This is a genomic window from Streptomyces sp. N35, assembly GCF_016464295.1.
Lineage (GTDB): Bacteria > Actinomycetota > Actinomycetes > Streptomycetales > Streptomycetaceae > Streptomyces.
In genome coordinates, this window is the sequence record NZ_JAEIMH010000037.1 from 39534 (window position 1) to 63065 (window position 23532).

Genomic DNA, 23532 nt, shown 5'->3' on the forward strand with positions numbered 1-23532 from the left:
CCCCGTTACGGGCTACCCCAGCGCGCTGAGGCCCGGTACGAACGCCACAAGCAGCGGAACCGCCGGCACCAGCGCTCCCGCCGCGGTCAGCCGCAGCCGGCGGCCCGCGGTGAGCCGGGGCTTGGCCGACAGGAGCCGGTTCACGCGCTGCGGGACCTGGGCGTGCGCGGTGGGGCACGGGCCGAACACGCCACGGTCTTCGTTGAGTTCGACGAGGGCGAGGGCGATGGTCAGCCGGCCGAAGCGGCGGGAGGCCACGTCGTCGGCGGCGAGCTCGACGAGGCGGTGCATCTCGTCCTGGAACGCCGCGAACACCGGCACCTGCGGAAATCCATGCGCCAGCGCCGACGAGCAGTGCAGCAGCCAGTCGTGCCGCGCCGCGGCGTGCCCCTGCTCATGCGCGAGTACGGCATCTAGTTGGCGGCCCTTGAGGCGGCGCAACGCGGCCGTGGTGATGGCCAGTTGGGGCGCCGTGCCCGGCAGCCACCAGGCGTCGGGTCGCTCGCCCTCGATCACCACGAGCCGGTCGGCGCCCGGCTCCTCGCCGGGCAGCAGGGGGGCGCGCGAGCGCAGTTCGTCACGGGCGGTGCGGCGACGGGACCGGGCGCGCAGCACCTCGCGGGTCAGCATCGCCCCCGACCACAGGCCCCCGCAGGCCAGGAGTACGGCGACGGTGGCCGCCCACGGGCCGCCCGCCCCGAGCGCGTACGCCTCGACGACGCCGTGCGGAGCGGGTGCGAAGACGTGTCCGCGTACCTGCTGCCAGGCTCCCGCGGCGCTGAGCAGCATCGAAAGCAGGCAGCACAGGAGCACCGCCGCGATCACGCACTGCCACATCCACAGCGCCACGACCGGCTCACGCTCCGGCCATTTGGCGCGGGCGAGCAGACGGGGTGCCAGAACGGCGGTGAGCGCGCCGAGCACCAGCAGGGCGGCAGGGACCATCATGCCGCTCAGCCTATTTGGGCTCGCTACCGGGCGGTACGGGCCACACAGGCAAGTGACGGACGCCACGAACCGTATGCCGGAAAGGTCCGTTGTGACCGCCCGCGCCCTCCGTCACGCACCGCCTCACATCGTCAGCAGCATCGCGAACATCGCGATCCCCATCGACAGCCGGCACGCCATCGCCAGCTCGGTCCGGTCGCCCCACCCCGTGACCGTCACCGCGACCGACGCCCCGCCGGTCCCCGCAGGCATCAGCCGCAGTCCCGAGCGCAGCACATACGCGGCGTAGTACACGAGCAGCGCGCCGGTCAGCAGCGGCACCCCCGCCGAGCCGTGATGTCCGCCGCCGGAGGCCATGGCCAAGGACATGTAGACCATCGCCAGCGCACCGACCAGGTGGTGCACATGGTGCGCGGCTCTGCGCGCCCGTATCACTTCGTACGCGGCCGCCGCACCGAAGACGGCGACATACGCCCACCACAGCTCGGCAGGCGGCGTGAGGACCGCGGCGGGGACCGCCATCAGTGCCATCGCGAACCCCATCAGCGCCTCACCGCCCGCGCCCGTGCGCTGCTCGTCCAGTGAACTGCGCATCCGCAGCAGGCAGTACGCCCCCATCGCCAGACATAACGCGACGAGCAGCCAGCCTGCCGACGCCGGTCCGTGCACCGGGCACCTCCCCGTTCGACGGTGTCGTGAGGTCGATGCCCGCAGTCGTGGGGTCGTACGCGGCGCACGGGTGTACACAGGGGAGCGCAATGGGGGAGCCCTGGAGCGGGGCGCGGGTGTGAGCGGTGGTGGGGGAAGCGGTGGCGACGGATCCGATCGGCTTGCTGGTCGTGGCGACCGGGGTCGTGCTCATGCTGTTCGGCCTGCTCTGGCGGGGCAGGCTCCGCCGGCCGTTCGATCCGCTCCGTGCGCGGCTCGCGCAGGAACGTCTCTTCGCCCAACGCCTGCGCAGAGCGGCCGATATGGCGATCGTGGCGGCCCGGCGCCAGGCCGCCCCTGACGAACCGGCCATCATCCGCGTCGACGACGTCATCCGCGTCATGTCCGCCCAGTTCGGCCACCACCCCGTTCCGCGCGAACTGGCGGCGCAGGCCCTGCGGGAACGCTTCGAGGCCGGCGCCTGCCGGACGGACTGCCTGACGGACGCGTTCGACTGACGGAGCACTCGCGCGCATCCGTTGTCCGGACGTCGCCTTTCTGCCAAGGTGACCTCTCCTGCCCGGAATCGGAGAGGTGGCACCATGAGCGCATCCACGAACTGGCCCGTCCTCGCCCAGTCCCACGAAGCTCTGCTCTCCGCGGTCCGCGGCGTCGCCCCGGGCGACTGGGACCGGCCCACGCCGTGCAGCGAGTGGAACGCCGCCCAGGTCCTGCAGCACGCGGCAGGTGACCAACTCGGCTACGCCGCCTTCCTCGGCGAGGGCTCAGGTCCGGCCGAGGACCCGTTCGCGCCCTCCGGGAAACTGGGTGACGAGCCGGCGGCGGTGGCCGAGGCGGCGGTGCGCGCGGCCGCCACGGCGTGGTCGCGGATTCCCGTGGACCAGGCGGAAGTTGCCGTACCGCTGCCGCCGAACAAGATGACCGCGGCGCTCGGGGCGAACGCGTGCGCGCTGGACGCCGCAGTGCACGCCTGGGACATCGCGGTCGCCACCGGCCAGGAGTCACCGCTGACCGTCGAGCTCGCGGCCGAACTCCTGGACGCGGCCCGGCAGTTCGTCGAGCCGCTGCGGGCCTTCGCCTTCGCCCCGGTCGTGCCGGCGCAGCCGGGTGACGACGCGGTGGAGGAGCTGTTGAAGTACCTGGGGCGGCGCCCGGACTGGACCGCGTGAGCGCTCGCCCGCACCGGGCGGCGTAAGCGTTCGCCCGCGACAGACCGTACGGCTACGTTGTGGCCGTGGACGAACTCACCCTTCTGGAACGCTCCCGAGGCCCGGTCACCCGCACCCGCCTCGTGCGCGACCTGAGCGCGCTCGGACTGTGCGCCGGCGACACCGTGATGTTCCATACGCGGCTCTCCGCCCTCGGCTATGTCACCGGCGGCTCGCAGACGGTCATCGACGCCCTGTGTGAAGTCGTGGGCGGACAGGGCACGTTGATGGTGACCTGCGGCTGGAACGACGCGCCGCCGTACGAGTGGACCACCTGGCCGGCCGAGTGGCAGGAGGAGATCCGCGCCGGGCATCCGGCCTTCGACCCGGAACGCTCCGAGGCCGACCACTCGTACGGCAGGCTGCCCGAAGCGCTGCGCCTGCAGCCGGGCGCCGTGCGCAGCCGCCACCCCGACGCGAGTTTCGCCGCGCTCGGTGCGGCGGCGCACCGGCTGATGGACGACCACCCGTGGGACGACCCGCACGGCCCTGACACCCCGCTCGCGCGTCTGGTCGAACTCGGCGGAAAGGTCCTGCTGTTGGGCGCCCCGCTGGACTCCCTGACGCTGCTGCACCACGCGGAGGCGCTGGCCGAGGCGCCAGGCAAGCGCTTCGTGGACTACGAGCAGCCGATCGCTGTCGACGGCCGCAGGGTCTGGCGTCGCTTCCACGACATCGACTCGTCCGAGGGCGCCTTCGACTACGTACCTGTGGTCGGCGGGGAGCGGGACGCCTTCGAGGTCATCGCCGATGACTTCCTCGCCGCAGGTGGTGGAGTGAAAGGGCACGTCGGGGCGGCAGTGAGTCAGGTGTTCGACGCGCGCGACCTCACGGCCTTCGGCGTGCGATGGCTGGAGGCGAAGCTGCGGCGGTGACCGCGACCGGCTGTTTTACTGAGGCGATGACCGAGAAGCGCAGCGCAGGCCTGCTGCTCCACCGCGGCACGGCAGGGCGGACCGAGGTCCTCCTGGGGCATATGGGCGGACCCTTCTGGGCCCGGCACGATGCCGGGGCCTGGTCCATTCCCAAGGGCGAGTACGGACCGGACGAGGCCCCGATGGACGCGGCGCGCAGGGAGTTCCAGGAGGAGCTCGGGGTGCCGCCGCCCACGGGACCGTATGAAGCGCTGGGGGAGACGCGGCAGGCGAACGGCAAGATCGTCACGGTCTGGGCGGTGGGGGCGGACCTCGACCCGGCGTGCGTCGTGCCGGGCACCTTCTCGATGGAGTGGCCCAAAGGCTCCGGTCGGATGCAGGAGTTCCCGGAGCTGGACAAGGTCGCCTGGTGGCCCCTCGACGAGGCACCGGCGAAGCTGGTGAAGGCGCAGACGGTCTTCCTGACACGGCTCGCGGAACTGCTCGACCGCTGAGCGGTCCTGCTCGGCCCTGAGGAGTCCTGCTCGTCCGCAGAGCGGCTGCTGCTGCTCAACCGCTGACGGGACGCGCCGCCCACGGGCGACGCGTCCCCGAGCGCCGGTCCAGAGGTCAGGCCGGATCGACGCGGAACACGCTGCCGCTCTGCGCGAGCACGTACAGCTCGCCGTCGCAGCCTTCCGCGAACGAGATGACCTCCCCGCCGCTGACACCGAGGTCACCGACACCGGTCACCTTGCCGTTCTCGATCCGCAGGGTGCGCAGCGTGCCGTCGCAGTAGTCGCTGAACACGTACTGCCCCTTCAGGGCCTTGATGGCCTCGCCCCGGTACACGAACCCGCCGGTCACCGAGCAGCCGAGTCCGGTGCGGTCGTACTCGTGAACCGGCGGCACATGGTTCGCGGGCTCCGTGCCGCCGCGGAAGGGATGCGTGCCCTCCATCTGCGACCAGCCGTAGTTCTCCCCGCCCTTGCTGCTCGCCGGGGCCCAGTCGATCTCCTCCCAGTCGCTCTGGCCGACGTCGCCGATGAGCAGATCGCCCTTGTCGGCGTCGAAGGAGAACCGCCAAGGATTGCGCAGTCCGTACGCCCAGATCTCGTCCCTGGCGGCGGGGTCGCCGACGAACGGGTTGTCCGGCGGGATCGCATACGGCGTGCCGCCCCGCGGATCGATCCGCAGCAGCTTGCCGAGCAAGGTGTCGAGGTTCTGTCCGTTGCCGTGCGGGTCGCCGCCCGCGCCGCCGTCGCCGAGCGCGATGTACAGATAGCCGTCGGGGCCGAACCGGATGTCACCGCCGTTGTGGTTCGCGTACGGCTGGACCTGGGTGAGGACGGTGCGCCGGGTGTCCGGCACGATCCTGCCGCGGCGCACGGCGAACTCGTCGACGGTGCTGGTGCCTTCGAGATTCGTGTACGAGATGTAGAAGTGCGTGAACCGGGGGCTGAACGCGATGCCGAGGAGGCCGCGTTCGCCGTCGGTGGTGGTCTCCTCGGAGATGTCGAGCACGGTCTTGCCGAGCCCTTGCTTGCCCAGGACCCTTACGGTTCCCGCGCGTTCGGCCACCCAGAGGGTGCCGCCAGGACCGGCGGTGCCGGCGATCGGATTCTGGGCCTTGGCCACTTCGGTGAGAGCGACCGGTGGTGCCTGGGCCGGAGCGGCGGGCTCCTCGGCGGAGGCCGTGGAGAGGGCTAAAGAAGCGGCGAGGCAGATGGTGCCGATGATCGCCGAGGTTCTGGTGCGAACGTTCACCGTGATCCTCCTTGGAGGCGAGGCGACGATGGGGGTACCCGGCTGCTCGGGGCAGTGTGCGGCGGTATCGCCCGTGCCAGCACGCAACGTGGGTGGGGGGAGGTGCTACTGGCCACGGACGAGGATACGGGGAGGACGGTGATTGGTGTAGACCAAGACGCCACGTGTTGGCCGTGGGCCCGCGCGATCGGAACCGTTCTCGCGCCCGTCCGCGTCAACTCTGCATGCGCTCACTGACACGCACGCTCCCTGCGGCGGCCCTCGCGCTCGTTCTGTGCGGGTGCGGGTTCCTCGACGGGGGCGACGGTCCGGGGACGCGTACCGGATTCGTCGAGCTGGGCCCCCTCCAGGCACCGTTGCGGGAGAACCTGCGGCCCACGCGCCTCGGCCCCGAGGGCGACACGGACCGTATGTACGCGGCACTCGAGGCGGCGCAGGCGGCCCATCTGCCGCAGGCGCGCGAGGAGTTGACCGCCCGGCCGTCCGAGGGCGACACCGGCCTGGCCTTCGTCCTGCCCGGCTGCCAGAACACCGGGGCCCGCTTGGAGGTGCACGACGGCGTCGTATCGGCGGACCTCACCGGCGCCGAGAACGTGAACTGCGGTCAGGCGGAGTACTTCCTGGCCACGTTCACGATCGAGCAGGGCGAGCTGCCTGAGGACTGGACGTTCGCGGGCGGCGCGTAGCACCGGTCACGGCCGGTGCCTCAGCGTGCCACTGGTCACGGCCGGTACCTCAGCGGTGGCACCGGTCACGGCCGGTACCTCAGCGGATGCTCCGCCGGCACCTCCACCATCGCGATCCGCACCCCGTCGGGATCGGCGACCCACATCTCGATCAGGCCCCACGGCTCCCGCTTCGGCTCGCGCAGCACCCGCACGTCCTTGCCGCGGAGTTCCTCGTGCGCCGCCGTGACATCGGCGACCTGGATCCACAGCCGCATCCCCGGGGCGGGCGGCTCGTCCGCACGACCGGACACCTCCAGGAATCCGCCGCCGAGGAAGTACACGGTCCCGCGCTCGGCCCCGGTGCCGAACTCGCGATAGATCTCCAGACCCAGCGCGTCCCCGTAGAACGCGCGGCTGCGCTCCGGGTCGGTGGGACGCAGAAGCACACGGCTGCTCAGTACATGGACCATGCTCGTCGAGGCTAGCGCGCGCGGGTTACGCTCACGCCCGACCACGCATGGATCCGAACCCGTGAAAGGCGCACCCGATGGACGCCCGCCCCGCCGCCGGTGAACTCACCTTCCGCGATGCCACCCACGCCGACATCGACCCGCTCGTCGCGCTGATCGAATCCTCGTACCGCGGGGACGCGAGCCGTTCGGGCTGGACGACCGAGGCGGATCTGCTCGACGGTCAGCGCACCGACCCCGACGGGGTCCGGGATGTCATCGACGCGGCGGGCAGCCGGCTGGTCGTCGCCTTGCGCGGGGAGGAGCTCGTGGCCTGCTGCCAGCTCGAGAACCGGGGCGACGCCGCGTACTTCGGCATGTTCTCCGTACGGCCCGGGCTGCAGGGCGGGGGCCTCGGCAAGGCCGTGCTCGCCGAGGCGGAGCGGTTCGCGCGCGAGGAGTGGCGGGTGCGCGAGATGCACATGACGGTGATCGCCCAGCGTGAGGACCTCATCGCCTGGTACGAGCGGCGCGGCTATCGCCGTACGGGCACGTTCACTCCCTTCCCGTACGGCGATGAGCGCTTCGGTGTGCCGCTCCGGCCGGACCTGAAGTTCGAACTCCTGGTGAAGCCGCTCGCCTGATGGCCTGGAGCGGCGGTGACGGCCGGGCTCCTGCTCAGGCGGTGAAACGGCCCGTCCGTTTGATGTCCGGGTAGTCCGTCGTCGCGCCGTCGAGTTGCAGTGCGCGCACCAGTCGCAGGTGGTCCTGGGTGTTGACCACCCAGCCGATCACCCGCAGATCCGCCTTGCGGGCCAGCTCCACCGTCTCGAGCGTGACGCGGCGGATGTTCAGGGCGACCGACTGGGCGCCGACGGCGACGGCACGGTCCACCACGTCGGGGCCGTAGCGGCTGGCGATCAGTACCGTGCGTACCCCGGGAACAAGCTTGGCGATCTCCGCGACGGCCTCGTCGTGGAACGAACTGACCTCGACGCGCCCGATCAGATCACGCCGGTGCATCACCTCGGCGAGTGCCCGTGCGGCCGCTACGTCCTTGATCTCGGCCTGCAGCGGAGCCCGCACCGCGTCGAGGACCTCCTCGAACACGGGGACGCGCTCACCTTGGCCCGCGTCGAGCTCGCGCAGTTCGGCCAGGGTCTTCTCGGCGATCGGGCCGCGGCCGTCCGTGGTGCGGTCCACGTCGGCGTCGTGCATGACGACCAGTGCGCCGTCCTTGCTCAGATGCAGATCGAGCTCGATGGCATCGAGCCCGGAACGCTGCGCGGCGATGAAGGAGCGGAGAGTGTTCTCGGGTTCCACACCCATGATTCCGCGATGACCGATGGTGACGAAGTTCAAGGTTCACTCGCTTCCGTCGACGGGCGGCTCTCAAGCTGTCTGTACTCGTCCGCGTGGTTGCGGTCCCACGCCCCACACGGCAGCCCGCAGCCTAACGGCCCGTTACAGACATGTACCCGGATGCGCGGGGCGAAACGGAGGCGTCCGCTCGCGCTCCGGCGATGCCCAGGATGAGGCCGGTGATCACGGCGGCGACAAGAACGGCACGGGTACTCACAGGTCGGCAACTCCGTCGGAGAGCGGGTCGGGACCCTCTGTCCTAGCGCTGCACGACCCCGCGCGGCGAATCCTTGTCACTCGCGCGTGGGCGAGTCCTGGAAGCTTTGACGCGGCAGCTTTATGAGGGGGCTCCTCCGGTTCATGAGGGGGCTCCTCCGGGACGCGGCGGCGTTACGACGGGAGCTCGTCCAGGTCCGCCAGCATCGCCTCGGCCAGCTCGAGCTCGGACTTCAGACGCCGCTCGCTCCACCGCAGCGCTATCTGCGGATGCGTCCACGCCTCGACGCCCTCGGCCTGCGCGCTCGCGTCCACGACTTCCTTCAACTCGCCCTTGGTACGGGCGATGTGCTCGACCACGAGCTCGCGCAGATGCTCCGGCGAGGTCAGATGCCCGAGCCAGACCCGCAGCAGCAGCGGATGCTTGAGCACCGCGGCGCCCGCGTCCTGAGCGGAGCCGGCCCAGTCGGCCAGTGCGCCGCGTCCCGAGGCGGTGATCGCGTACGTGCGCTTCGTCCGCGGTTCCTCGGGACCGGAACGCCGCGAGGTGACGTAGCCCAGGGACTCCAGCCGCCTGAGTTCCGCGTAGATCTGGCTGATCGCCGGGGACCAGTAGAAGAACCGCAGCGAGGCGTCGGCCCACTTCTTCAGCTCGTAGCCCGTCCGCTCGCCCGGGAACGAGAGCAGCCCGAGCACCGCCCAGGCGGTCGCCGGCAGGGCGCGGTCCGCAGGGGGCGGGGCGGATGTGTGCTGATCAGCCATGCGCGCATTCAAGAGGGGCGTGACGCCGGATGCAATGCCTGTGCCGTATCCCTTGTCACTTCGAGACCTGACGGCTAGTCATATAGCTATTAGCCATATGGTGCCCGGCTTCCCGCAAGCCCCAACTCCCAGGAGGAACCGTGAAGTTCTCCGTGATCTTCGAGGCCCAGCTGGCCGACCCGACCGTGGAGCGAGAGCACCAGGTGATCCGCGACTGCGTGGAACAGGCCGTCTACGCCGAGGAGATGGGCTTCGACCGGATATGGGCCGTCGAACACCACTCCCTCAAGTGGTACGCGCACATGAGCGCCCCGGAGATCTTCCTCACCTGGGTCGCCGCGAAGACCAGCACCATCCGCATCGGGCACGGCGTGGTCTGCATGCCGTTCAACTTCAACCACCCCGCCCGCGTCGCCGAACGCGCCGCGATGCTCGATCTGCTCTCCGGCGGACGGCTCGACCTCGGCGCGGGGCGCGGCGGCACCGCACAGGAGACCTCGCTGTGCGGCGTCGACAAGGACCGCACCACCCAGGAGGTCGAGGAGGCGCTCAGGATCATCGGCAAGGCCTGGCAGGAGGACGAACTCGAATACCACGGCGAGCTGATCGACATCGACCCGCACCCGATCCTGCCCCGCCCGCGCCAGACCCCGCACCCACCGCTGTTCCTCGCGTGCAGCCGTACCGAAACCCTCCGTCAAGCGGCCGAACTCGGCATCGGCGCCCTGGTGATGGGGTTCGCGGGACCCGAGTCCATCAAGGAGATGCGCCAGGCCTACGACGCCGCCGTGGACGGACGCGACGGCGGACGCTTCGTCTCCTCTGTCGTCAACGACCACTTCTCCGTACTGTGTCCGACGATCGTGCTCGACGACCGCGCCACGGCGCAGCGCATCGGCATCCGAGGGCAGCGCTTCTTCGCGCAGTCCATCGGGCACTGGTACGGCGGAGCGGGGATCCCGGACGAGGCCGTGGTGGAAGGGGCCGACGAGGCCGCTGCGATGCGCGAGGCCGCCGAACAGGTCGTGGCACGGCTGCACGAGCACCACATCCCGGTGCGCCCCACCGCGACGGCCACCTTCAACGCGGACCACGCCTACGGCACCGCCGACGACGCCATCGTCTACGTCGAACGGCTCCGTGACGCGGGCGCCGACGAGATCATGTGCCTGATCCAGATGGGCACGGTGCCCCAGGAAGCCTGCATGGAGACCATCCGGCAGTGGGGCGAGAAGGTCATCCCGCACTTCCGCGACGAGCGGCGTGCGCCGCGCGACGAGCAGCGCGAGCAGCGCCTGGAGGAGAGCCGATGAGTACCGAAGCCGTTCCGGGGCAGGACCGCCTGACCCCCGAGGCCCGCGCCCTGGCCGATCTGATGTCCGCGGTCTTCCCCGATCTCGGGGGCGCGGTCACGGATGCAGCGGAGGCCCGCGGCATCCTGGCCGCCAACCCGAAGCCCCCGTGGGAGCCGCCGGCGGTGGGATCGGTCGAGGACCGCACGATCCCCGGTCCATCCGGCGCTCCCGAGATACCCGTACGCATCTATCTGCCCGACCCCGTCGAGGCCCGGGGCCCCCGCCCCACCGTGGTCTTCCTGCACGGCGGCGGCTTCGCGGTCTGCGATCTGGACACGCACGACGGCACCGCGCGCGGCATCTGCCGCGGAGCGGGCGCGGCCGTCGTCTCGGTGGACTACCGGCTCGCGCCCGAGCATCCCTTCCCGGCCGCTGTCGACGACGCGTACGCCGCGCTGCTCTGGGCCGCCGAGCACGTGACCGAACTCGGCGGTGACCCGGACGCCTTGGTCGTCGCGGGCGACAGCGCGGGCGGCAATCTCTCCGCCGTCACCGCCCAGACCGCCCGGGACAGCGGCGGACCGGCCCTGGCGCTGCAGGTGCTCGTGTACCCGGTGGTCGACATGTCGCGGGAGTGGCCCTCGTACGAGACGAACGGTGACGGATATTTCCTTACCCGAGCGCATATGCGGTGGTTCGACGAGCAGTACGTCGGGGCGATCGCGCCGGCCGACCGGGCCGATCCGCGGATCTCGCCGCTCCATGGAGAGCTCGCCGGTCTGCCGCCCGCGCACGTCGTGACCGCGGGCTGCGATCCGCTCTGCGACGAGGGGCTCGCCTACGCGCAGGCGCTGCGCGCGGCGGGCGTACCGGTCACGGAAGCGCACTTTCCGCAGGCGTTCCACGGATTCTTCGGGTTCGGCGAGGTGCTCGAGGACGCCCGTACCGCACTGGCGGGCGTCGTGACCGCGATCGCCTCGACCGTGACGGACAGGAAGAATTCCGGTGGACACGGGGGTGACGCAGGATAATTTCCCGAGGCCCCCCTTGTGGTGGAGAACCTCGCATGCATACGGTGTCTTTACGCGAGGTTCTCCCGTGGAGGAAGTGGCATGACGGAAATTCTTGTGCAGGACGTAATCGGGGGAGCTGTTCCTCCCGTGGACCGGGTGGTGGACCACCCGGCCTGGCCCATGCTCAAGGATGCGGTCGAGACGCTCAGGGTCTGGCAGTCCGCGGACGGTTCGGTCGACTTCACCGCCGAGGGCGCGCCCTCGAAGGACGAGGTCAACTCCCAGGTGGACCGGATGATTTCGGCCGTCGAGCAGCTCGCCCCGCTGCTGCCGCACGACGCCGCGTATCTGGCCGCCCTGACCGGCGACCTGCGCCGCTGGATCGACGGCGGCTGCGAAGTGCCGGACTTCCTGGACTCGTTGCTGGCCTTCCAGCCCGCGGCCCACCGCGCCGACGGTCTGCAGCACCTGGTCGTCTTCCCGATGTACACGCAGAACGGCAACCCGGACCGCAACTTCGAGGCCGTCGTCCTCAAGATGGTCTGGCCGGAGTGGCTCGCCGAGCTCGAGCGCACCCGCTATGACAACCCGCTGTTCTGCGGCATCACCTTCGAGGACTTCACCTCGGGTTACGACACCAACTCCGCGGTCCTGTTCCCGGAGACCATCGCCGTGCGCGAGGCCCCCGAGCGGTTCAGCTGGGGCGGCATCTTCTGCGACCGTGAGGCCGCCCGCTTCCGCCGGGTCACCGAGGCCGCCGTCGGCATCCTCGGCCTCGAACTGCCCGCGGACATCCAGGAGATGATCGGCGACCAGGCCCGTTGCCAGGAGGCTTTCGTCCTGTGGGACATGGTCCACGACCGCACCCACAGCCACGGTGATCTGCCCTTCGACCCCTTCATGATCAAGCAGCGGCAGCCGTTCTGGATGTACGGCCTCGAGGAGCTGCGCTGCGACCTCACCGCCTTCAAGGAGGCCGTGAAGCTGGAGGCCGAAGGTGTCCCGCAGGCCCGCGACGTACAGTTCGCGGTGCTCTTCGACCGGATGTTCCGTTTCCCGGTGACCGGCGAGCGCGTCCGCAACTACGACGGCCTCGGCGGCCAGCTGCTCTTCGCGTACCTGCACCAGCACGACGTGGTGCGCTGGACCGACAACAAGCTGCACATCGACTGGCAGCGCGCCCCGCAGATCACCAACCAGCTGTGCGGCGAGATCGAGGACCTGTACCGGGCCGGCATCGACCGTCCGAAGCTGGTGCACTGGTTCGCCGCGTACGAGCTCGTCTCGCGCTATCTGTCCCCGCACCCGGGCTCGCGCTGGGCCAAGGGTCCCGACGCCCTTGACACCAGCCTGCCGCCGCGCAAGCTCGTCGACGAGGTGCTTCCGGACGAGTTTCCGCTGAGCATGTTCTATGAGGCGCTGTCCAAGAAGCTCAAGAACGTGATCGCCTCGACCCGGGGGATCACCGCGGAGAGCGCTGAGCGGGTGGCCGCGTGAGCCATCGGCCGGAGGTGAGGGCCATGAACGGTAACGGAGCACTCAATGGCGCCGTGATCGCCGTCGCGGGAGCCGCCGGAGCGGCCGGGCGCGCCACGCTGCTGCGCCTCGCCGAGGCGGGCGCGACCGTCGTGGCCTCCGACGCGGACGCAAGCCGCCTCGCGGAGGCCGTGGATGCCGCGCGCTATGCGCACGGCGGTGCCACGGTCACCGGTGACACCGTGGACCTGCTCGACCTCGACGCGGCCAAGGACTGGGCCGCGCGCACCGAGAAGGAATTCGGCCGGATCGACGGTCTGGTGCACCTCGTGGGCGGCTGGCGCGGCAGCTCGTCGTTCATGGAGACCGACCTCGCGGACTGGGCGTTCCTCGACCAGCTCCTGATCCGCACCGTGCAGCACACCTCGCTCGCCTTCCACGACGGACTGCTGCGCAGCGACTTCGGCCGCTATGTGCTGATCAGCGCGGCGGGCGCTAGCAAGCCCACCGCGGGCAACGCCGCGTACGCCGCCTCCAAGGCGGCCGCGGAAGCCTGGACCCTGGCCCTCGGTGACGCCTTCCGCAAGGCGGGGGGCGAGCAGGGCCCGTCGGCGGCGGCTGTCATCCTGATCGTGAAGGCGTTGGTGCACGACGCGATGCGCGCCGAGCGCCCGAACGCGAAGTTCGCGGGCTTCACGGACGTCAAGGAGCTGGCCGAGGCCATCGCCGGAGTCTGGGAGCGGCCCGCCCAGGAAGTGAACGGAAAGCGCCTGTGGTTGACCGAGCAGCCGTGACCCCGGCGAACCCTCCGAAAACGGACGCCAAGCGCCACCACGATCCCGAGATACGCGGCTTCGCGAGCGACAACTACGCGGGTGCGCACCCCGAGGTCCTCGCGGCCCACGCCCTCGCCAACGGCGGCCACCAGGGCGCCTACGGCGAGGACGACTACACCGCGCATCTGCAGCAGCTGGTCCCCGGCCACCTCCGCGCGAGCGCCGGGGCCTTCCCGGTGTTCAACGGCACCGGCGCCAATGTCACGGCGCTGCAGGCGCTCACCGACCGCTGGGGTGCGGTGATCTGCGCGCAGAGCGCGCACATCAACGTCGACGAATGCGGTGCGCCCGAGCGGGTCGGCGGGCTGAAGCTGCTCACCGTCCCGACGCCCGACGGCAAGCTCACCCCCGAGCTCATCGACCGGGAGGCGTTCGGCTGGGACGACGAGCACCGGGCGATGCCGCAGGTCGTCTCGATCACGCAGAACACCGAACTCGGCACTCTGTACACGCCCGAGGAGATCCGCGCGATCTGCGACCACGCCCACGAGCGGGGCATGAAGGTGCACCTGGACGGTGCCCGGCTGGCCAACGCGGCCGCCTCCCTCGACGTCCCGATGCGCACCTTCACCTCGCAGGCCGGCGTCGATGTCCTCTCCCTCGGCGGCACGAAGAACGGCATGCTCTTCGGCGAGGCGGTCGTGGTCCTGAACCCGGACGCGGTCAGCCATATGAAGCATCTGCGCAAGCTGTCCATGCAGCTCGCGTCCAAGATGCGTTTCGTCTCCGTGCAGTTGGAGGCGCTGCTCGCCAAGGACCTGTGGCTGCGCAACGCACGCCACGCCAACGAGATGGCGCAGCGCCTGGCCGAGGGTGTGCGCGCCGTGCACGGTGTCGAGATCCTGCATGAAGTCCAGGCCAACGCGGTCTTCGCCCGGCTGCCGCACGATGTCAGCCGGCGCCTGATGGACCGCTACCGCTTCTACTTCTGGGACGAGGCCGCCGGCGACGTCCGCTGGATGTGCGCCTTCGACACCACGGAGGACGACGTGGACTCCTTCCTCGCGGCGCTCAAGGAAGAGATGGCGCGCTGAGACCAGACAGCAGCCTGCACGAATAGGGGTGCATGGGTATGCAGCCGGGCGTAAATGCATTGACTACGCCCGGCTGCATACCTACGCTTCGGATCATGGAGTTGATCCAGCAGAACCCCGAACTCTCCGCGTACCTCGCTGTCGACGAGGTCATCGACCATGAGCATCCGCTGGTCCGTGCGACGGTGGCCCGGCTTCGTGAAGACCACACTGATGCATACTCATACGCCAAGGCGGCCTATGAGTTCGTACGCGACACCATTCCGCACTCGAACGACGTGGGTGATCTCCGCGTCACCTGGCGCGCATCCGACGTACTGGAGAAGCGCACCGGTATCTGTCACGCCAAGTCCCATGCCCTGGTCGCCCTGCTGCGGGCTGCCTCCATCCCTGCCGCGTTCGCGTATCAGCGTCTGACGCTCGGCGACACCCCCGACACCGGCTTCGTCGTGCACGGATTGATCGCCGTGCGGCTCGACGGTGCCTGGCATCGGCAGGACCCGCGCGGAAACAGGCCCGGACTGGGCGCCGAGTTCTCGGCCGACGGGGAGCGGCTGGAGTGGACACCGCGCGCGGAGTTCACTGAGGTGGACTATCCGGTACTGTTCAGTGAACCGCACCCGGCTGTTCTCGCGGCCCTCAAGGCTGCCCCCGACCGGCCGTACCTGTGGAAGACGCTCCCGGAGGCGCTGTGACCGCGCCCAGGCTCACGATCCAAGGCGGACCATGACGCTCCAGCTCACCGTGTCGGACGAGGTGCGCGCCCTCGTGCCCGGGTTCACGCATCTCGCCATCGAGGCGCACGGCCTGGTCAACGGGCCGTCCACCGAAGCGAGTTCGGCCCTGCTCGACGAAGCCGCACGACGGCTCGCCGAGCGGCTCGACGGCAAGGCGCCGCACGAGGACCCGCACATGACGGCCTGGCGGGCGGCGTACACGGCCTTCGGGTCCAAGCCGTCACGCACCCGCAACTCCGCGGAAGCGCCGGCCAAGAGGGCGCTCGCCGACGGCGGGCTGCCGAGGATCAATCTGCTCGTCGATCTCTACAACGCGGTCAGCGTCGCCCACCTCATCCCGGTCGGCGGCGAGGACCTGGCGCGGATCAAGGGCGGGATGCGTCTCGTGAGGGCCACGGGCGACGAGGACTTCGTGACGGTCGCGGGTGGCGAGCGGATCGTCGAGCACCCGGATTCCGGCGAGATCGTCTGGTGCGACGATGAAGGCGTCACCTGCCGGCGCTGGAACTGGCGCCAGGGGCCGCGTACGCGGCTGACCGAGGAGTCCACCGGCGCGATCTTCCTGCTGGAATCCCTCGCGCCGATGAGCCGTACGGAATTGGAGCAGGCCGGCGCGGAACTGGCCGAACTGCTCGAGAAGTTCAGCCCCGGGGCCCAGCTCACCGTGCGGGCCCCGGAGTAAGCGGAGTCCGGCTCAGCCGGCCTCGGCCTCGCGTGCCTGCGCGGGCGCCGGGGCCGTACCGCCGAGGTGCGCGGGCACCCACCAGGTGTCGTCCGCGCCCTTGGGGCGTACGGGATAGGCGCGCTGAGCCGCCTCGAGGAGTTCTTGTACGCGGTCCTTGAGGCGCCGTGTGATCGCGCCCGCGAACTGGTCCTTGGGAGCCTCGATCGGCTCACCCACGCGGATGGTGACGGGGATGTGGGAGCGCTTGAAATTGCGCGGCCGCCCCTTGGTCCACACCCGCTGCGTGCCCCACAGCGCCACCGGAATCAGCGGGACCCCGGCCTCCTGCGCCATACGCGCGGCACCCGACTTGAAGCTCTTCAGGGTGAACGAGGTGGAGATCGTCGCCTCCGGGAACACCCCGATCACCTCGCCCTTGCGCAGCGAGTCCAGGGCGTGGGCATAAGCCAGCTCGCCCTGCGCGCGGTCCACCGGAATGTGCTTCATCCCGCGCATCAGCGGCCCGGAGATCTTGTGGCGGAACACCGAGTCCTTCGCCATGAACCGCACCAGACGCTTCTGGGGACGGGCCGCGAGCCCGGCGAAGACGAAGTCCATGTAGCTGATGTGGTTGCTGACCAGGACAGCCCCACCCGTACGCGGAATGTGCTCCGAGCCCTTGAGGTCGATCTTCAGATCCAGCGCCTTGAACATGGTCAGCGCTGCTCCGATGACCGGGCGGTAGACGAGTTCTGCCATGGGTGAGGGAGACCCTTCCGTTGGCCTGGGACGGGGTCTCCCGGGCTCGAACTTACGCGCCCGTAGGTTTCAGGGCTTGGCGAGATCGTGCCCCATGCCGACCGGAACAGCCACCCTGAACGCCCCGGGTGGCGAGAGATTCTCATCACGTACGCAAGCGGAACTCACGCCGTACACCGGGCAACCCCCCTCGGGGCGCGCCGCACGGGCCGGGAATCTTTCCGGTCCGCCGAACGCTGCACCTGGCGAAGTGCCCTCGAAACGGCAGGAGAAACACGGTGCAGCCAGGCTGGGAGGCGCTTTCGGAGCGGGAGTTGGGGACCGCGCTGGGGGAGCGGGCCACGCTCGTGCAGTTCTCCAGCGCGTTCTGCCAGCCGTGCCGGGCCACCCGGCGGGTGCTGGCGGAGGTCTCCGCGATGGTCCCCGGTGTCGGGCACATCGAGATCGACGCCGAGGACCATCTGGAGCTGACGCGGAAGCTGGAGATCGACCGCACCCCGACGGTGCTGGTCCTGGACGCCGCAGGCCGCGTCGTACGGCGGGCCAGTGGCCAGCCACGGAAGGCCGACGTGATCGCCGCGCTCGGGGCGGCGGTGTGACGGAGGCCGGGAAGCGCCCCGTGAGCCTTCTCCCAGATCTCGGGGGCGACTTGACTGCATCGGACACGTATCGAAAACCTGAGGGCATGTCGATCGAGTACGCCGTGCCCGCGCAGCCCACCGGGAACACCCCGCCCGTGCAGCCGGGCTCGCCCGAGCTGCTGCGTGCGGTGTTCCGGCGGCACGCGGCCGGCGTCGCGGTGATCACCGCGCAGGGGGAGCGGCCCGTCGGCTTCACCGCCACGTCGCTCACCCCCCCGGCCGCGGACCCGCCCCTGATCTCCTTCGTCGCCGGCACCGGCTCCTCCAGCTGGCCGGCGATCGCCGGAACCGACCACATCGGCGTGCACATACTCGGCGAGCACCAGCGCGACCTGGCCGCGCGATTCGCGCGCAGCGGTGCGGACCGCTTCGCCCCGCCCACCTCGTGGCACGAGGGTCCGCACGGGGTCCCGGTCCTGGACGGAGTCCTGGCCTGGCTCACCTGCCGCATCCTGGCCCGCGTCCCGGCCGGCGATCACCGCCTGATCGTGGCCGAGGCCGTCGCGGGCGACGCATCGGGCGAGGGAAGCCCGTTGCTCTACCACGGGGGCGCTTTCAACGGCCTGCGCGAGGCCTGACGCCCCGGATGTGGGGCGGCTCACGTGCCCTTCGTACCGCACTCGCCCCACCTGCATTGACACTCTGTGCCACCGTTGGGAAGGTCACAGTTCTAAGCGCTTGCTCAATGGGTAAGTGCACGGTGTACTGACTAGTAACATTCCGAGCGGAGCGCGGGCCGCCCCGTCCGGGATCCGCCGCTCCAGGCGCCTATGCTGCCTGGTACGAGGCAGCAGCCAGCCCAGTCAAGACGATGCAGTAGGAGAGCCGGCGTGAGCTTGAGGATCGTTGTCTGTGTGAAGTACGTGCCCGACGCCACCGGCGACCGGCACTTCGCCGATGACCTGACCGTCGACCGCGACGACGTCGACGGCCTGCTGTCGGAGCTCGACGAGTACGCGGTGGAGCAGGCGCTCCAGATCGCCGATGAGGCGGACGACGCCGAGATCACCGTGCTGACCGTCGGTCCCGAGGACGCCAAGGACGCGCTGCGCAAGGCGCTGTCGATGGGCGCCGACAAGGCCGTTCACGTCGAGGATGACGACCTGCACGGCACCGACGTCATGGGCACCTCGCTGGTGCTGGCCAAGGCGATCGAGAAGACCGGCTACGACCTGGTCATCTGCGGTATGGCCTCCACCGACGGCACCATGGGCGTGCTGCCGGCGATCCTGGCCGAGCGTCTGAACGTTCCGCAGGTCACGCTGCTCTCCGAGGTCTCCGTCGAGGACGGCACCGTCAAGGGCCGCCGTGACGGCGACACCGCCTCCGAGCAGCTCGAGGCCGCGCTCCCGGCCGTCGTGTCGGTCACCGACCAGTCGGGCGAGGCCCGTTACCCCTCCTTCAAGGGGATCATGGCCGCCAAGAAGAAGCCGGTGGAAGCGCTGGAGCTCGACGACCTGGACATCGACGCCGACGAGGTCGGTCTCGAGGGTGCCTGGACCGCCGTGGACTCCGCGGCCGAGCGTCCGGCCCGCACCGCCGGCACGATCGTCAAGGACGAGGGCGAGGGCGGCAAGCAGCTCGCCGAGTTCCTCGCGAGCCAGAAGTTCATCTAGGCCCTGCGTGGCCATGGCTCGCTGAGCCCGGCAACCGCCCCCAAAAGCTTCGTACTTGCAGGAGAGAAGAAGTCCCATGGCTGAAGTTCTCGTCTACGTCGACCACGTCGACGGCGCCGTCCGCAAGCCCACCCTGGAGCTGCTGACCCTGGCCCGCCGCATCGGCGAGCCCGTCGCCGTCGCGCTCGGCAACGGCGCCGCGGACACCGCCGCCGCGCTCGCCGAGCACGGCGCGACCCGCGTTCTGACCGCGGACGCCCCGGAGTTCGCCGACTACCTCGTCGTACCGAAGGTGGACGCGCTGCAGGCCGCGTACGCCGCCGTGTCGCCGGTCGCCGTCCTGGTGCCGTCGTCCGCCGAGGGCAAGGAGATCGCGGCCCGTCTCGCGGTCCGCATCAAGTCCGGCATCATCACCGACGCCGTCGACCTGGAGGCCGGTGACGAGGGTCCGGTCGCGACGCAGTCCGCGTTCGCCGCCTCCTTCACCACCAAGTCCCGTGTCTCGCAGGGCACCCCGGTCATCACGGTCAAGCCCAACTCGGCCGCCGTGGAGGCCGCGCCGGCCGCCGGCGCCGTCGAGGCCCTGGAGGTCTCCTTCTCGGCCGCCGCCACCGGTACCAAGGTCGTCTCGCGCACCCCGCGTGAGTCGACGGGCCGCCCGGAGCTGACCGAGGCCGCGATCGTGGTCTCCGGTGGCCGTGGCGTCAACGGCGCCGAGAACTTCTCGATCATCGAGAAGCTGGCCGACTCGCTCGGTGCCGCCGTCGGTGCCTCGCGTGCCGCTGTGGACGCGGGCTGGTACCCGCACTCCAACCAGGTCGGCCAGACCGGTAAGTCGGTCTCGCCGCAGCTGTACATCGCCAACGGCATCTCTGGTGCGATCCAGCACCGCGCCGGTATGCAGACCTCGAAGACCATCGTGGCCGTCAACAAGGACGCCGAGGCCCCGATCTTCGACCTGGTCGACTACGGCGTGGTCGGCGACCTCTTCGAGGTCGTCCCGCAGCTGACCCAGGAGATCGAGACCCGCAAGGGCTGAGCTCGTCCCTGAAGGCCCCCGGGATCCGGTACGCGGATCCCGGGGGCCTTCGGTCTGTTCACGGCGCCGCCGGCCGCCTCCTCACGGCAGCGCGAGCCGCGCCCGTACGGGCAGGTGATCGCTCGGGAACTGACCGCCGAGCGAGAACGTGTCGATCTCGGCCGAGAGCGTGCGCACACCGGGAGAGGTGAGGATCCAGTCGATCCGGTCGCCGTCCGGGACCAGCGGCCCGTAGCCGTGGAAGGTCGCGTAGGCCGTGCCCCGCCGCTCGGCGCTGTCCCAACTGTCGACGAGGCCCGCGCCGAGCAGCGTGTCGTACACCGGATCCGCGTGGGCCGGCACATTGAAGTCGCCGGTCAGGACCACCGGCAGGGACCGGTCGAGATCGCCGAGCCGGCGCACGATGAGTTCGGCGGACCGTGTGCGGGCGAGCCCGCTGGACACGTCGAGATGTGTGTTCACCACGTAGAACTCGCCGCCGGTCCACAGATCCCGCAGCCGCACCCACGTCACCATGCGGATCGAGCTGCCGCCCCAGGTGTTGGAGCCGATGACGTCCGGGGTGTCCGAGAGCCAGTAGTGCTCGTACTCCACGGGAGCCAGCCGCCCCGCGTCGTAGAAGACCGCCATGAACTCCCCGCGGCTGCCCCCGCTGCGGCCGGTGCCGATCCAGGCGTAGCGCCGGTCGAGGTCGGCTTCGATGTCCCTGAGCTGCTGGAAGAGGCCCTCCTGGGTACCGATCACGGCGGGGTTCGCCGCACGGAGCAGTGCGGCCATGGCGGGGCGGCGCTCCGCCCAGCTGTTCGGGGGCCTGCCCCCGGCGTGGCGGAGGTTGAAGGACATGACATCGGTCGGCACGCGGACTCCTCGTGTTGCGGTCACGATGAGAGGGACGGGGTTCACGGTGACGATGCCCCGTGAGGCGGCGGCGCAAGAGGGTGTTGACCAGCGGGAAGGTCCCCGGATAACTTCGCTATACGGATTGTTGATTCCGTGGAGCGGAAACTTGCAGAGTGAACGCTCAGCGGAGCACGAAAGCGGAGGGTGCGGGAATGGGTCAGCAAGAGAAGGTGGCGACGAGCCTCGCGGGTGCGTTCAGCGAGGAGATCAGCGCTTCCCTCGCCCCGGTCGACGCGGAGCTCGAGCGCCGCTACCCGGGAGACCCCGGCACCCGTCAGCCCGTGCACACCGTGTACGTGCCCGGTGAGGTCTTCCGGGCCGACACCATACGGTCCTGGGGCGACCAGGCGCTCGCCTCGCTCGACGAGCACGCGCCCGACGCCGAGACCTTCGCCAAGCTGCTCGGACTGAGCGACGAGCTCGCAGCGCCGGTGTACGACCGCGTACGCGCCAAGCTGGAGCGCGAGCCGATCGAGGACCTCCGGGTCGACTTCGAGGACGGCTACAAGGGCAAGGACGAGGACGCCGACGCCGCCCGCGCCGCGCAGCTGATCGCCGACGCGTACAAGAACGGCACCGCCGCCCCGTACATGGGCATCCGGATGAAGTGCATGGAGGCCCCGGTCCGCGACCGCGGCATCCGCACCCTCGACGTCTTCCTCACCGGTCTGATGGAGGCCGGCGGTCTGCCCGAGGGTCTGGTCCTCACGCTGCCGAAGGTGACCTACCCCGAGCAGGTCACCGCGATGGTGCGCCTGGTCGAGCAGTTCGAGAAGACGCGCGGGCTCGCCCCGGGCCGTATCGGCTTCGAGATCCAGATCGAGACCAGCCAGTCCATCCTCGGCGCCGACGGCACCGCGACCGTCGCCAAGATGATCGACGCGGCCGAGGGCCGAGCCACCGGTCTGCACTACGGCACCTTCGACTACAGCGCCTGCCTCGGCGTCTCCGCCGCCTACCAGGCCAGCGACCACCCGGCCGCCGACCACGCGAAGGCCATCATGCAGGTGGCCGCGGCCGGCACCGGCGTCCGTGTCTCCGACGGCTCGACCAACGTGCTGCCCATCGGCACGACCGAGCAGGTCCACGAGGCCTGGCGCCTCCACTACGGCCTGACCCGCCGCGCCCTGGCCCGCGCGTACTACCAGGGCTGGGACATGCACCCGCGCCACATCCCGACCCGCTACGCCGCCGTCTTCGCCTTCTACCGCGAGGGCTTCGAGGCCGCCGCCAAGCGCCTTGCCGCCTACGCCAACCACGTCGACGGCGCCGTCATGGACGAGCCCGCCACCGCCAAGGCGCTGGCCGGCTACCTGCTGCGCGGCCTGGACTGCGGCGCCCTGGACACCGGCGAGGTCACCCGCCTCACCGGCCTCACCCTGGCCCGCCTGCAGACGTACTCGGGCCCGCGCCGAGCGGACCTCACCGCCTCCGCGAAGTAACGCCCGGCAGCCGGTCCGGCTGTCACCGCTGCCCCGTGGTCTGTACGCGAGTCGACGCGTGACGGACGGACGGGGCAGTGGTGTCTTCGGGGGGAACCCGGGCGAGGGGAGCGCCCTTGCCGGCCGCTACCGGTGGTGTCACAGCTCGGGCGCGGCGGCATGGGCGTCGTCCGGCGCTGCTCACGAGATCCTCGGCCGCGAGGTCGCGGTCAAGGAGCTGCGCACCTACTTGGACGCGGCCGCGCCCGAACTTTCCGTGCTGCGCGTACGGATGCGGCGCGAGGCCCGCGCCGCGGCCCGGGTCCGCCACGCTGGAGTCGTCGCGGTGTGCGATGTGGTGGAGGCGGACGGCCGCTGATCGTCTCGGAGTTGGTCGACGGCTTGTCCCTCGACGCGGTGCTGCGCGAACGGGGGCCGCTGAGCCCCCGCGAAGCGGTCGGCATCGGCGCCAAGGTGATGGACGCGCTGGCCGCCGCACACCGCGCCGGAGTGCTGCACCGCGACGTCAAGCCCGCCAACGTCCTGCTGGCGGGCGACGGGGGCGTCATCCTCACGGACTCCGGGTATCGCCACGATGAGGACCCCGGCGACGACTCCTCCACCCTTCTCCAAGCTCTCGGCTTCGCTCTAGCAGGGGGAGCCCCGATTCCCGCAGCGTCGAACTCGTCGGCTCCCTCCACGCCCGCAGGCGCGTCCGGACCGCAGGCGCGTCCGGATGCGGATAGTGCGGCGCGGCTGCTGTGCGAGGTCGCGGACTCCGCGCCGGACGGCGAACCCACGGTGGCGCTGCGGGCCGTGCCGAGCGTCCCGCGTGTGCCCACGGAGGTGAACCGGCCGGGTCCCGGGGCCGCCGGGCTTCGGGCCGTCTGCCGGGCAGTAGCCCGACCCTGTCGTGACCTCCGCGCCCCCGCCCGAGCCGCGGCGCCGCGGCTCGGTCCGCGCTCGTGGTCGCGGCGGGGGTTGCCGTCCCCGCCGCCGCGGGCCGCGGGTTCCTCCTCCCCGGCTCCGATACGCCGGGGAGTTCGGCCGCACAGCAGCGCACTCCGGGACCTGGCGCCGAGTCTTCGGACGGCAAGGAGCCGACGACGGACGAGGCATCGCCACGGGACAGCGCCTCGCCGAAACCGAACGGATCCAAGGCGGTAGACAAGGAGACGCCGATGCCCTCGAAGCCGGC

Annotated in this window: 28 protein-coding genes; 20 read left to right on the forward strand and 8 right to left on the reverse strand. The window is 70.5% G+C overall.

What is annotated here, in order from left to right:
• Positions 1-12: 12 nt before the first annotated feature.
• Positions 13-948, reverse strand: a complete 936-nt coding sequence (locus JAO81_RS21075) for a M56 family metallopeptidase (protein WP_199549454.1) — start codon at positions 946-948, stop codon at positions 13-15.
• Between the two features lie 123 nt (positions 949-1071).
• Positions 1072-1617 carry a DUF5134 domain-containing protein gene (locus JAO81_RS21080; RefSeq protein ID WP_307813525.1) on the reverse strand — a complete coding sequence of 182 codons (546 nt, stop codon included), beginning with the start codon at positions 1615-1617 and terminating at the stop codon, positions 1072-1074.
• Positions 1618-1757: 140 nt separating this feature from the next.
• Here JAO81_RS21080 and JAO81_RS21085 point away from each other — a divergent pair, with 140 nt between their 5' ends.
• The 4 genes from JAO81_RS21085 (at position 1758) to JAO81_RS21100 (ending at position 4194) form a co-directional block, all read left to right on the forward strand.
• Positions 1758-2114 (forward strand): hypothetical protein, encoded by a 357-nt coding sequence (locus tag JAO81_RS21085; protein ID WP_199549455.1) that lies wholly within the window; start codon positions 1758-1760, stop codon positions 2112-2114.
• 84 nt (positions 2115-2198) lie between these two features.
• Complete coding sequence (locus tag JAO81_RS21090) at positions 2199-2786, forward strand: TIGR03086 family metal-binding protein (RefSeq protein ID WP_199549456.1); 588 nt, start codon at positions 2199-2201, stop codon at positions 2784-2786.
• 65 nt (positions 2787-2851) lie between these two features.
• Positions 2852-3700 (forward strand): aminoglycoside 3-N-acetyltransferase, encoded by an 849-nt coding sequence (gene aac(3), locus JAO81_RS21095; protein WP_199549457.1) that lies wholly within the window; start codon positions 2852-2854, stop codon positions 3698-3700.
• Positions 3701-3726: 26 nt separating this feature from the next.
• Entirely contained in the window at positions 3727-4194 is a 468-nt protein-coding gene (locus JAO81_RS21100; protein ID WP_199549458.1) for an NUDIX domain-containing protein, read from the forward strand.
• 115 nt (positions 4195-4309) lie between these two features.
• Here the strand turns inward: JAO81_RS21100 and JAO81_RS21105 are convergent, their stop codons facing one another.
• Positions 4310-5446, reverse strand: coding sequence for a sorbosone dehydrogenase family protein (locus JAO81_RS21105; protein WP_199549459.1), 1137 nt, complete (start codon positions 5444-5446; stop codon positions 4310-4312).
• Between the two features lie 224 nt (positions 5447-5670).
• Between JAO81_RS21105 and JAO81_RS21110 the strand changes: the two genes are divergently transcribed.
• The gene (locus tag JAO81_RS21110) at positions 5671-6132 is read left to right on the forward strand and encodes a hypothetical protein (protein ID WP_199549460.1); all 462 of its coding nucleotides are present in this window, start codon (positions 5671-5673) and stop codon (positions 6130-6132) included.
• 65 nt (positions 6133-6197) lie between these two features.
• On the opposite strand, the gene JAO81_RS21115 is transcribed toward JAO81_RS21110, so the two are convergent.
• A complete protein-coding gene (locus JAO81_RS21115) occupies positions 6198-6584 on the reverse strand; it encodes a VOC family protein (RefSeq protein ID WP_199549461.1) in 387 nt (128 codons plus the stop codon).
• Between the two features lie 77 nt (positions 6585-6661).
• Here JAO81_RS21115 and JAO81_RS21120 point away from each other — a divergent pair, with 77 nt between their 5' ends.
• Positions 6662-7207 (forward strand): GNAT family N-acetyltransferase, encoded by a 546-nt coding sequence (locus tag JAO81_RS21120; protein ID WP_199549462.1) that lies wholly within the window; start codon positions 6662-6664, stop codon positions 7205-7207.
• A gap of 34 nt (positions 7208-7241) precedes the next feature.
• On the opposite strand, the gene JAO81_RS21125 is transcribed toward JAO81_RS21120, so the two are convergent.
• Both JAO81_RS21125 and JAO81_RS21130 read right to left on the reverse strand, forming a co-directional pair.
• A complete protein-coding gene (locus JAO81_RS21125) occupies positions 7242-7925 on the reverse strand; it encodes a glycerophosphodiester phosphodiesterase family protein (RefSeq protein ID WP_199549463.1) in 684 nt (227 codons plus the stop codon).
• Positions 7926-8315: 390 nt separating this feature from the next.
• Positions 8316-8903: a PadR family transcriptional regulator gene (locus JAO81_RS21130; protein WP_199549464.1), complete on the reverse strand. Its 588-nt coding sequence runs from the start codon at positions 8901-8903 to the stop codon at positions 8316-8318.
• Positions 8904-9043: 140 nt separating this feature from the next.
• On the opposite strand from JAO81_RS21130, the gene JAO81_RS21135 reads away from it, so the two are divergent.
• The 7 genes from JAO81_RS21135 to JAO81_RS21165 all read left to right on the forward strand — a co-directional run bounded on the left by JAO81_RS21135 (position 9044) and on the right by JAO81_RS21165 (position 15976).
• Entirely contained in the window at positions 9044-10216 is a 1173-nt protein-coding gene (locus tag JAO81_RS21135; RefSeq protein ID WP_199549465.1) for an LLM class flavin-dependent oxidoreductase, read from the forward strand.
• Positions 10213-11229 carry an alpha/beta hydrolase gene (locus JAO81_RS21140; RefSeq protein WP_199549466.1) on the forward strand — a complete coding sequence of 339 codons (1017 nt, stop codon included), beginning with the start codon at positions 10213-10215 and terminating at the stop codon, positions 11227-11229. Before JAO81_RS21135 ends, JAO81_RS21140 begins: the two co-directional genes overlap by 4 nt.
• An 81-nt stretch (positions 11230-11310) precedes the next feature.
• Positions 11311-12708: a DUF6421 family protein gene (locus JAO81_RS21145; RefSeq protein WP_199549467.1), complete on the forward strand. Its 1398-nt coding sequence runs from the start codon at positions 11311-11313 to the stop codon at positions 12706-12708.
• Between the two features lie 23 nt (positions 12709-12731).
• Entirely contained in the window at positions 12732-13481 is a 750-nt protein-coding gene (locus JAO81_RS21150) for an SDR family oxidoreductase (protein ID WP_199549468.1), read from the forward strand.
• Positions 13478-14557, forward strand: a complete 1080-nt coding sequence (locus JAO81_RS21155; protein ID WP_374194323.1) for a low specificity L-threonine aldolase — start codon at positions 13478-13480, stop codon at positions 14555-14557. The genes JAO81_RS21150 and JAO81_RS21155 overlap by 4 nt, the downstream gene beginning before the upstream one ends.
• Before the next feature lie 95 nt (positions 14558-14652).
• A complete protein-coding gene (locus JAO81_RS21160; protein WP_199549470.1) occupies positions 14653-15252 on the forward strand; it encodes a transglutaminase family protein in 600 nt (199 codons plus the stop codon).
• A 31-nt stretch (positions 15253-15283) separates the two neighbouring features.
• Positions 15284-15976: a B3/4 domain-containing protein gene (locus JAO81_RS21165; protein ID WP_199549471.1), complete on the forward strand. Its 693-nt coding sequence runs from the start codon at positions 15284-15286 to the stop codon at positions 15974-15976.
• Positions 15977-15988: 12 nt separating this feature from the next.
• Here the strand turns inward: JAO81_RS21165 and JAO81_RS21170 are convergent, their stop codons facing one another.
• Positions 15989-16717, reverse strand: a complete 729-nt coding sequence (locus tag JAO81_RS21170) for a 1-acyl-sn-glycerol-3-phosphate acyltransferase (RefSeq protein WP_199549472.1) — start codon at positions 16715-16717, stop codon at positions 15989-15991.
• Between the two features lie 278 nt (positions 16718-16995).
• Between JAO81_RS21170 and JAO81_RS21175 the strand changes: the two genes are divergently transcribed.
• The 4 genes from JAO81_RS21175 (at position 16996) to JAO81_RS21190 (ending at position 20013) form a co-directional block, all read left to right on the forward strand.
• Positions 16996-17316, forward strand: a complete 321-nt coding sequence (locus JAO81_RS21175) for a thioredoxin family protein (protein ID WP_307813527.1) — start codon at positions 16996-16998, stop codon at positions 17314-17316.
• 86 nt (positions 17317-17402) lie between these two features.
• On the forward strand, positions 17403-17936 hold the full coding sequence (locus JAO81_RS21180; RefSeq protein ID WP_199549473.1) for a flavin reductase family protein: 534 nt from the start codon (positions 17403-17405) through the stop codon (positions 17934-17936).
• A 252-nt stretch (positions 17937-18188) separates the two neighbouring features.
• Entirely contained in the window at positions 18189-18974 is a 786-nt protein-coding gene (locus JAO81_RS21185) for an electron transfer flavoprotein subunit beta/FixA family protein (protein WP_199549474.1), read from the forward strand.
• A 76-nt stretch (positions 18975-19050) separates the two neighbouring features.
• Positions 19051-20013: an electron transfer flavoprotein subunit alpha/FixB family protein gene (locus JAO81_RS21190; protein ID WP_199549475.1), complete on the forward strand. Its 963-nt coding sequence runs from the start codon at positions 19051-19053 to the stop codon at positions 20011-20013.
• Between the two features lie 81 nt (positions 20014-20094).
• Here JAO81_RS21190 and JAO81_RS21195 read toward each other — a convergent pair whose 3' ends face one another.
• A complete protein-coding gene (locus tag JAO81_RS21195) occupies positions 20095-20916 on the reverse strand; it encodes an endonuclease/exonuclease/phosphatase family protein (protein WP_374194321.1) in 822 nt (273 codons plus the stop codon).
• 149 nt (positions 20917-21065) lie between these two features.
• Between JAO81_RS21195 and JAO81_RS21200 the strand changes: the two genes are divergently transcribed.
• The 3 genes from JAO81_RS21200 to JAO81_RS44015 are packed head-to-tail and all read left to right on the forward strand — an operon-like array spanning position 21066 to position 23501.
• Entirely contained in the window at positions 21066-22355 is a 1290-nt protein-coding gene (locus JAO81_RS21200) for an aldolase/citrate lyase family protein (protein WP_199549476.1), read from the forward strand.
• A gap of 58 nt (positions 22356-22413) precedes the next feature.
• Positions 22414-22713 carry a hypothetical protein gene (locus tag JAO81_RS44010; RefSeq protein WP_374194322.1) on the forward strand — a complete coding sequence of 100 codons (300 nt, stop codon included), beginning with the start codon at positions 22414-22416 and terminating at the stop codon, positions 22711-22713.
• A 38-nt stretch (positions 22714-22751) separates the two neighbouring features.
• On the forward strand, positions 22752-23501 hold the full coding sequence (locus JAO81_RS44015; protein WP_374194324.1) for a hypothetical protein: 750 nt from the start codon (positions 22752-22754) through the stop codon (positions 23499-23501).
• The last annotated feature ends 31 nt before the right edge of the window (positions 23502-23532 follow it).

What these genes read in the sequence shown, in the direction of transcription:
- JAO81_RS21110 (WP_199549460.1), top strand. Translation starts at nt 5,671, where the DNA reads ATGCGCTCACTGACACGCACGCTCCCTGCGGCGGCCCTCGCGCTCGTT.
- JAO81_RS21120 (WP_199549462.1), top strand. Translation starts at nt 6,662, where the DNA reads ATGGACGCCCGCCCCGCCGCCGGTGAACTCACCTTCCGCGATGCCACC.
- JAO81_RS21180 (WP_199549473.1), top strand. Translation starts at nt 17,403, where the DNA reads ATGTCGATCGAGTACGCCGTGCCCGCGCAGCCCACCGGGAACACCCCG.
- JAO81_RS21150 (WP_199549468.1), top strand. Translation starts at nt 12,732, where the DNA reads ATGAACGGTAACGGAGCACTCAATGGCGCCGTGATCGCCGTCGCGGGA.
- JAO81_RS21190 (WP_199549475.1), top strand. Translation starts at nt 19,051, where the DNA reads ATGGCTGAAGTTCTCGTCTACGTCGACCACGTCGACGGCGCCGTCCGC.
- JAO81_RS21115 (WP_199549461.1), bottom strand. Translation starts at nt 6,584, where the DNA reads ATGGTCCATGTACTGAGCAGCCGTGTGCTTCTGCGTCCCACCGACCCG.
- JAO81_RS21160 (WP_199549470.1), top strand. Translation starts at nt 14,653, where the DNA reads ATGGAGTTGATCCAGCAGAACCCCGAACTCTCCGCGTACCTCGCTGTC.
- JAO81_RS21145 (WP_199549467.1), top strand. Translation starts at nt 11,311, where the DNA reads ATGACGGAAATTCTTGTGCAGGACGTAATCGGGGGAGCTGTTCCTCCC.
- JAO81_RS21090 (WP_199549456.1), top strand. Translation starts at nt 2,199, where the DNA reads ATGAGCGCATCCACGAACTGGCCCGTCCTCGCCCAGTCCCACGAAGCT.
- JAO81_RS21075 (WP_199549454.1), bottom strand. Translation starts at nt 948, where the DNA reads ATGATGGTCCCTGCCGCCCTGCTGGTGCTCGGCGCGCTCACCGCCGTT.
- JAO81_RS21140 (WP_199549466.1), top strand. Translation starts at nt 10,213, where the DNA reads ATGAGTACCGAAGCCGTTCCGGGGCAGGACCGCCTGACCCCCGAGGCC.
- JAO81_RS21170 (WP_199549472.1), bottom strand. Translation starts at nt 16,717, where the DNA reads ATGGCAGAACTCGTCTACCGCCCGGTCATCGGAGCAGCGCTGACCATG.
- JAO81_RS21200 (WP_199549476.1), top strand. Translation starts at nt 21,066, where the DNA reads ATGGGTCAGCAAGAGAAGGTGGCGACGAGCCTCGCGGGTGCGTTCAGC.
- JAO81_RS21130 (WP_199549464.1), bottom strand. Translation starts at nt 8,903, where the DNA reads ATGGCTGATCAGCACACATCCGCCCCGCCCCCTGCGGACCGCGCCCTG.
- JAO81_RS21100 (WP_199549458.1), top strand. Translation starts at nt 3,727, where the DNA reads ATGACCGAGAAGCGCAGCGCAGGCCTGCTGCTCCACCGCGGCACGGCA.
- JAO81_RS21165 (WP_199549471.1), top strand. Translation starts at nt 15,284, where the DNA reads ATGACGCTCCAGCTCACCGTGTCGGACGAGGTGCGCGCCCTCGTGCCC.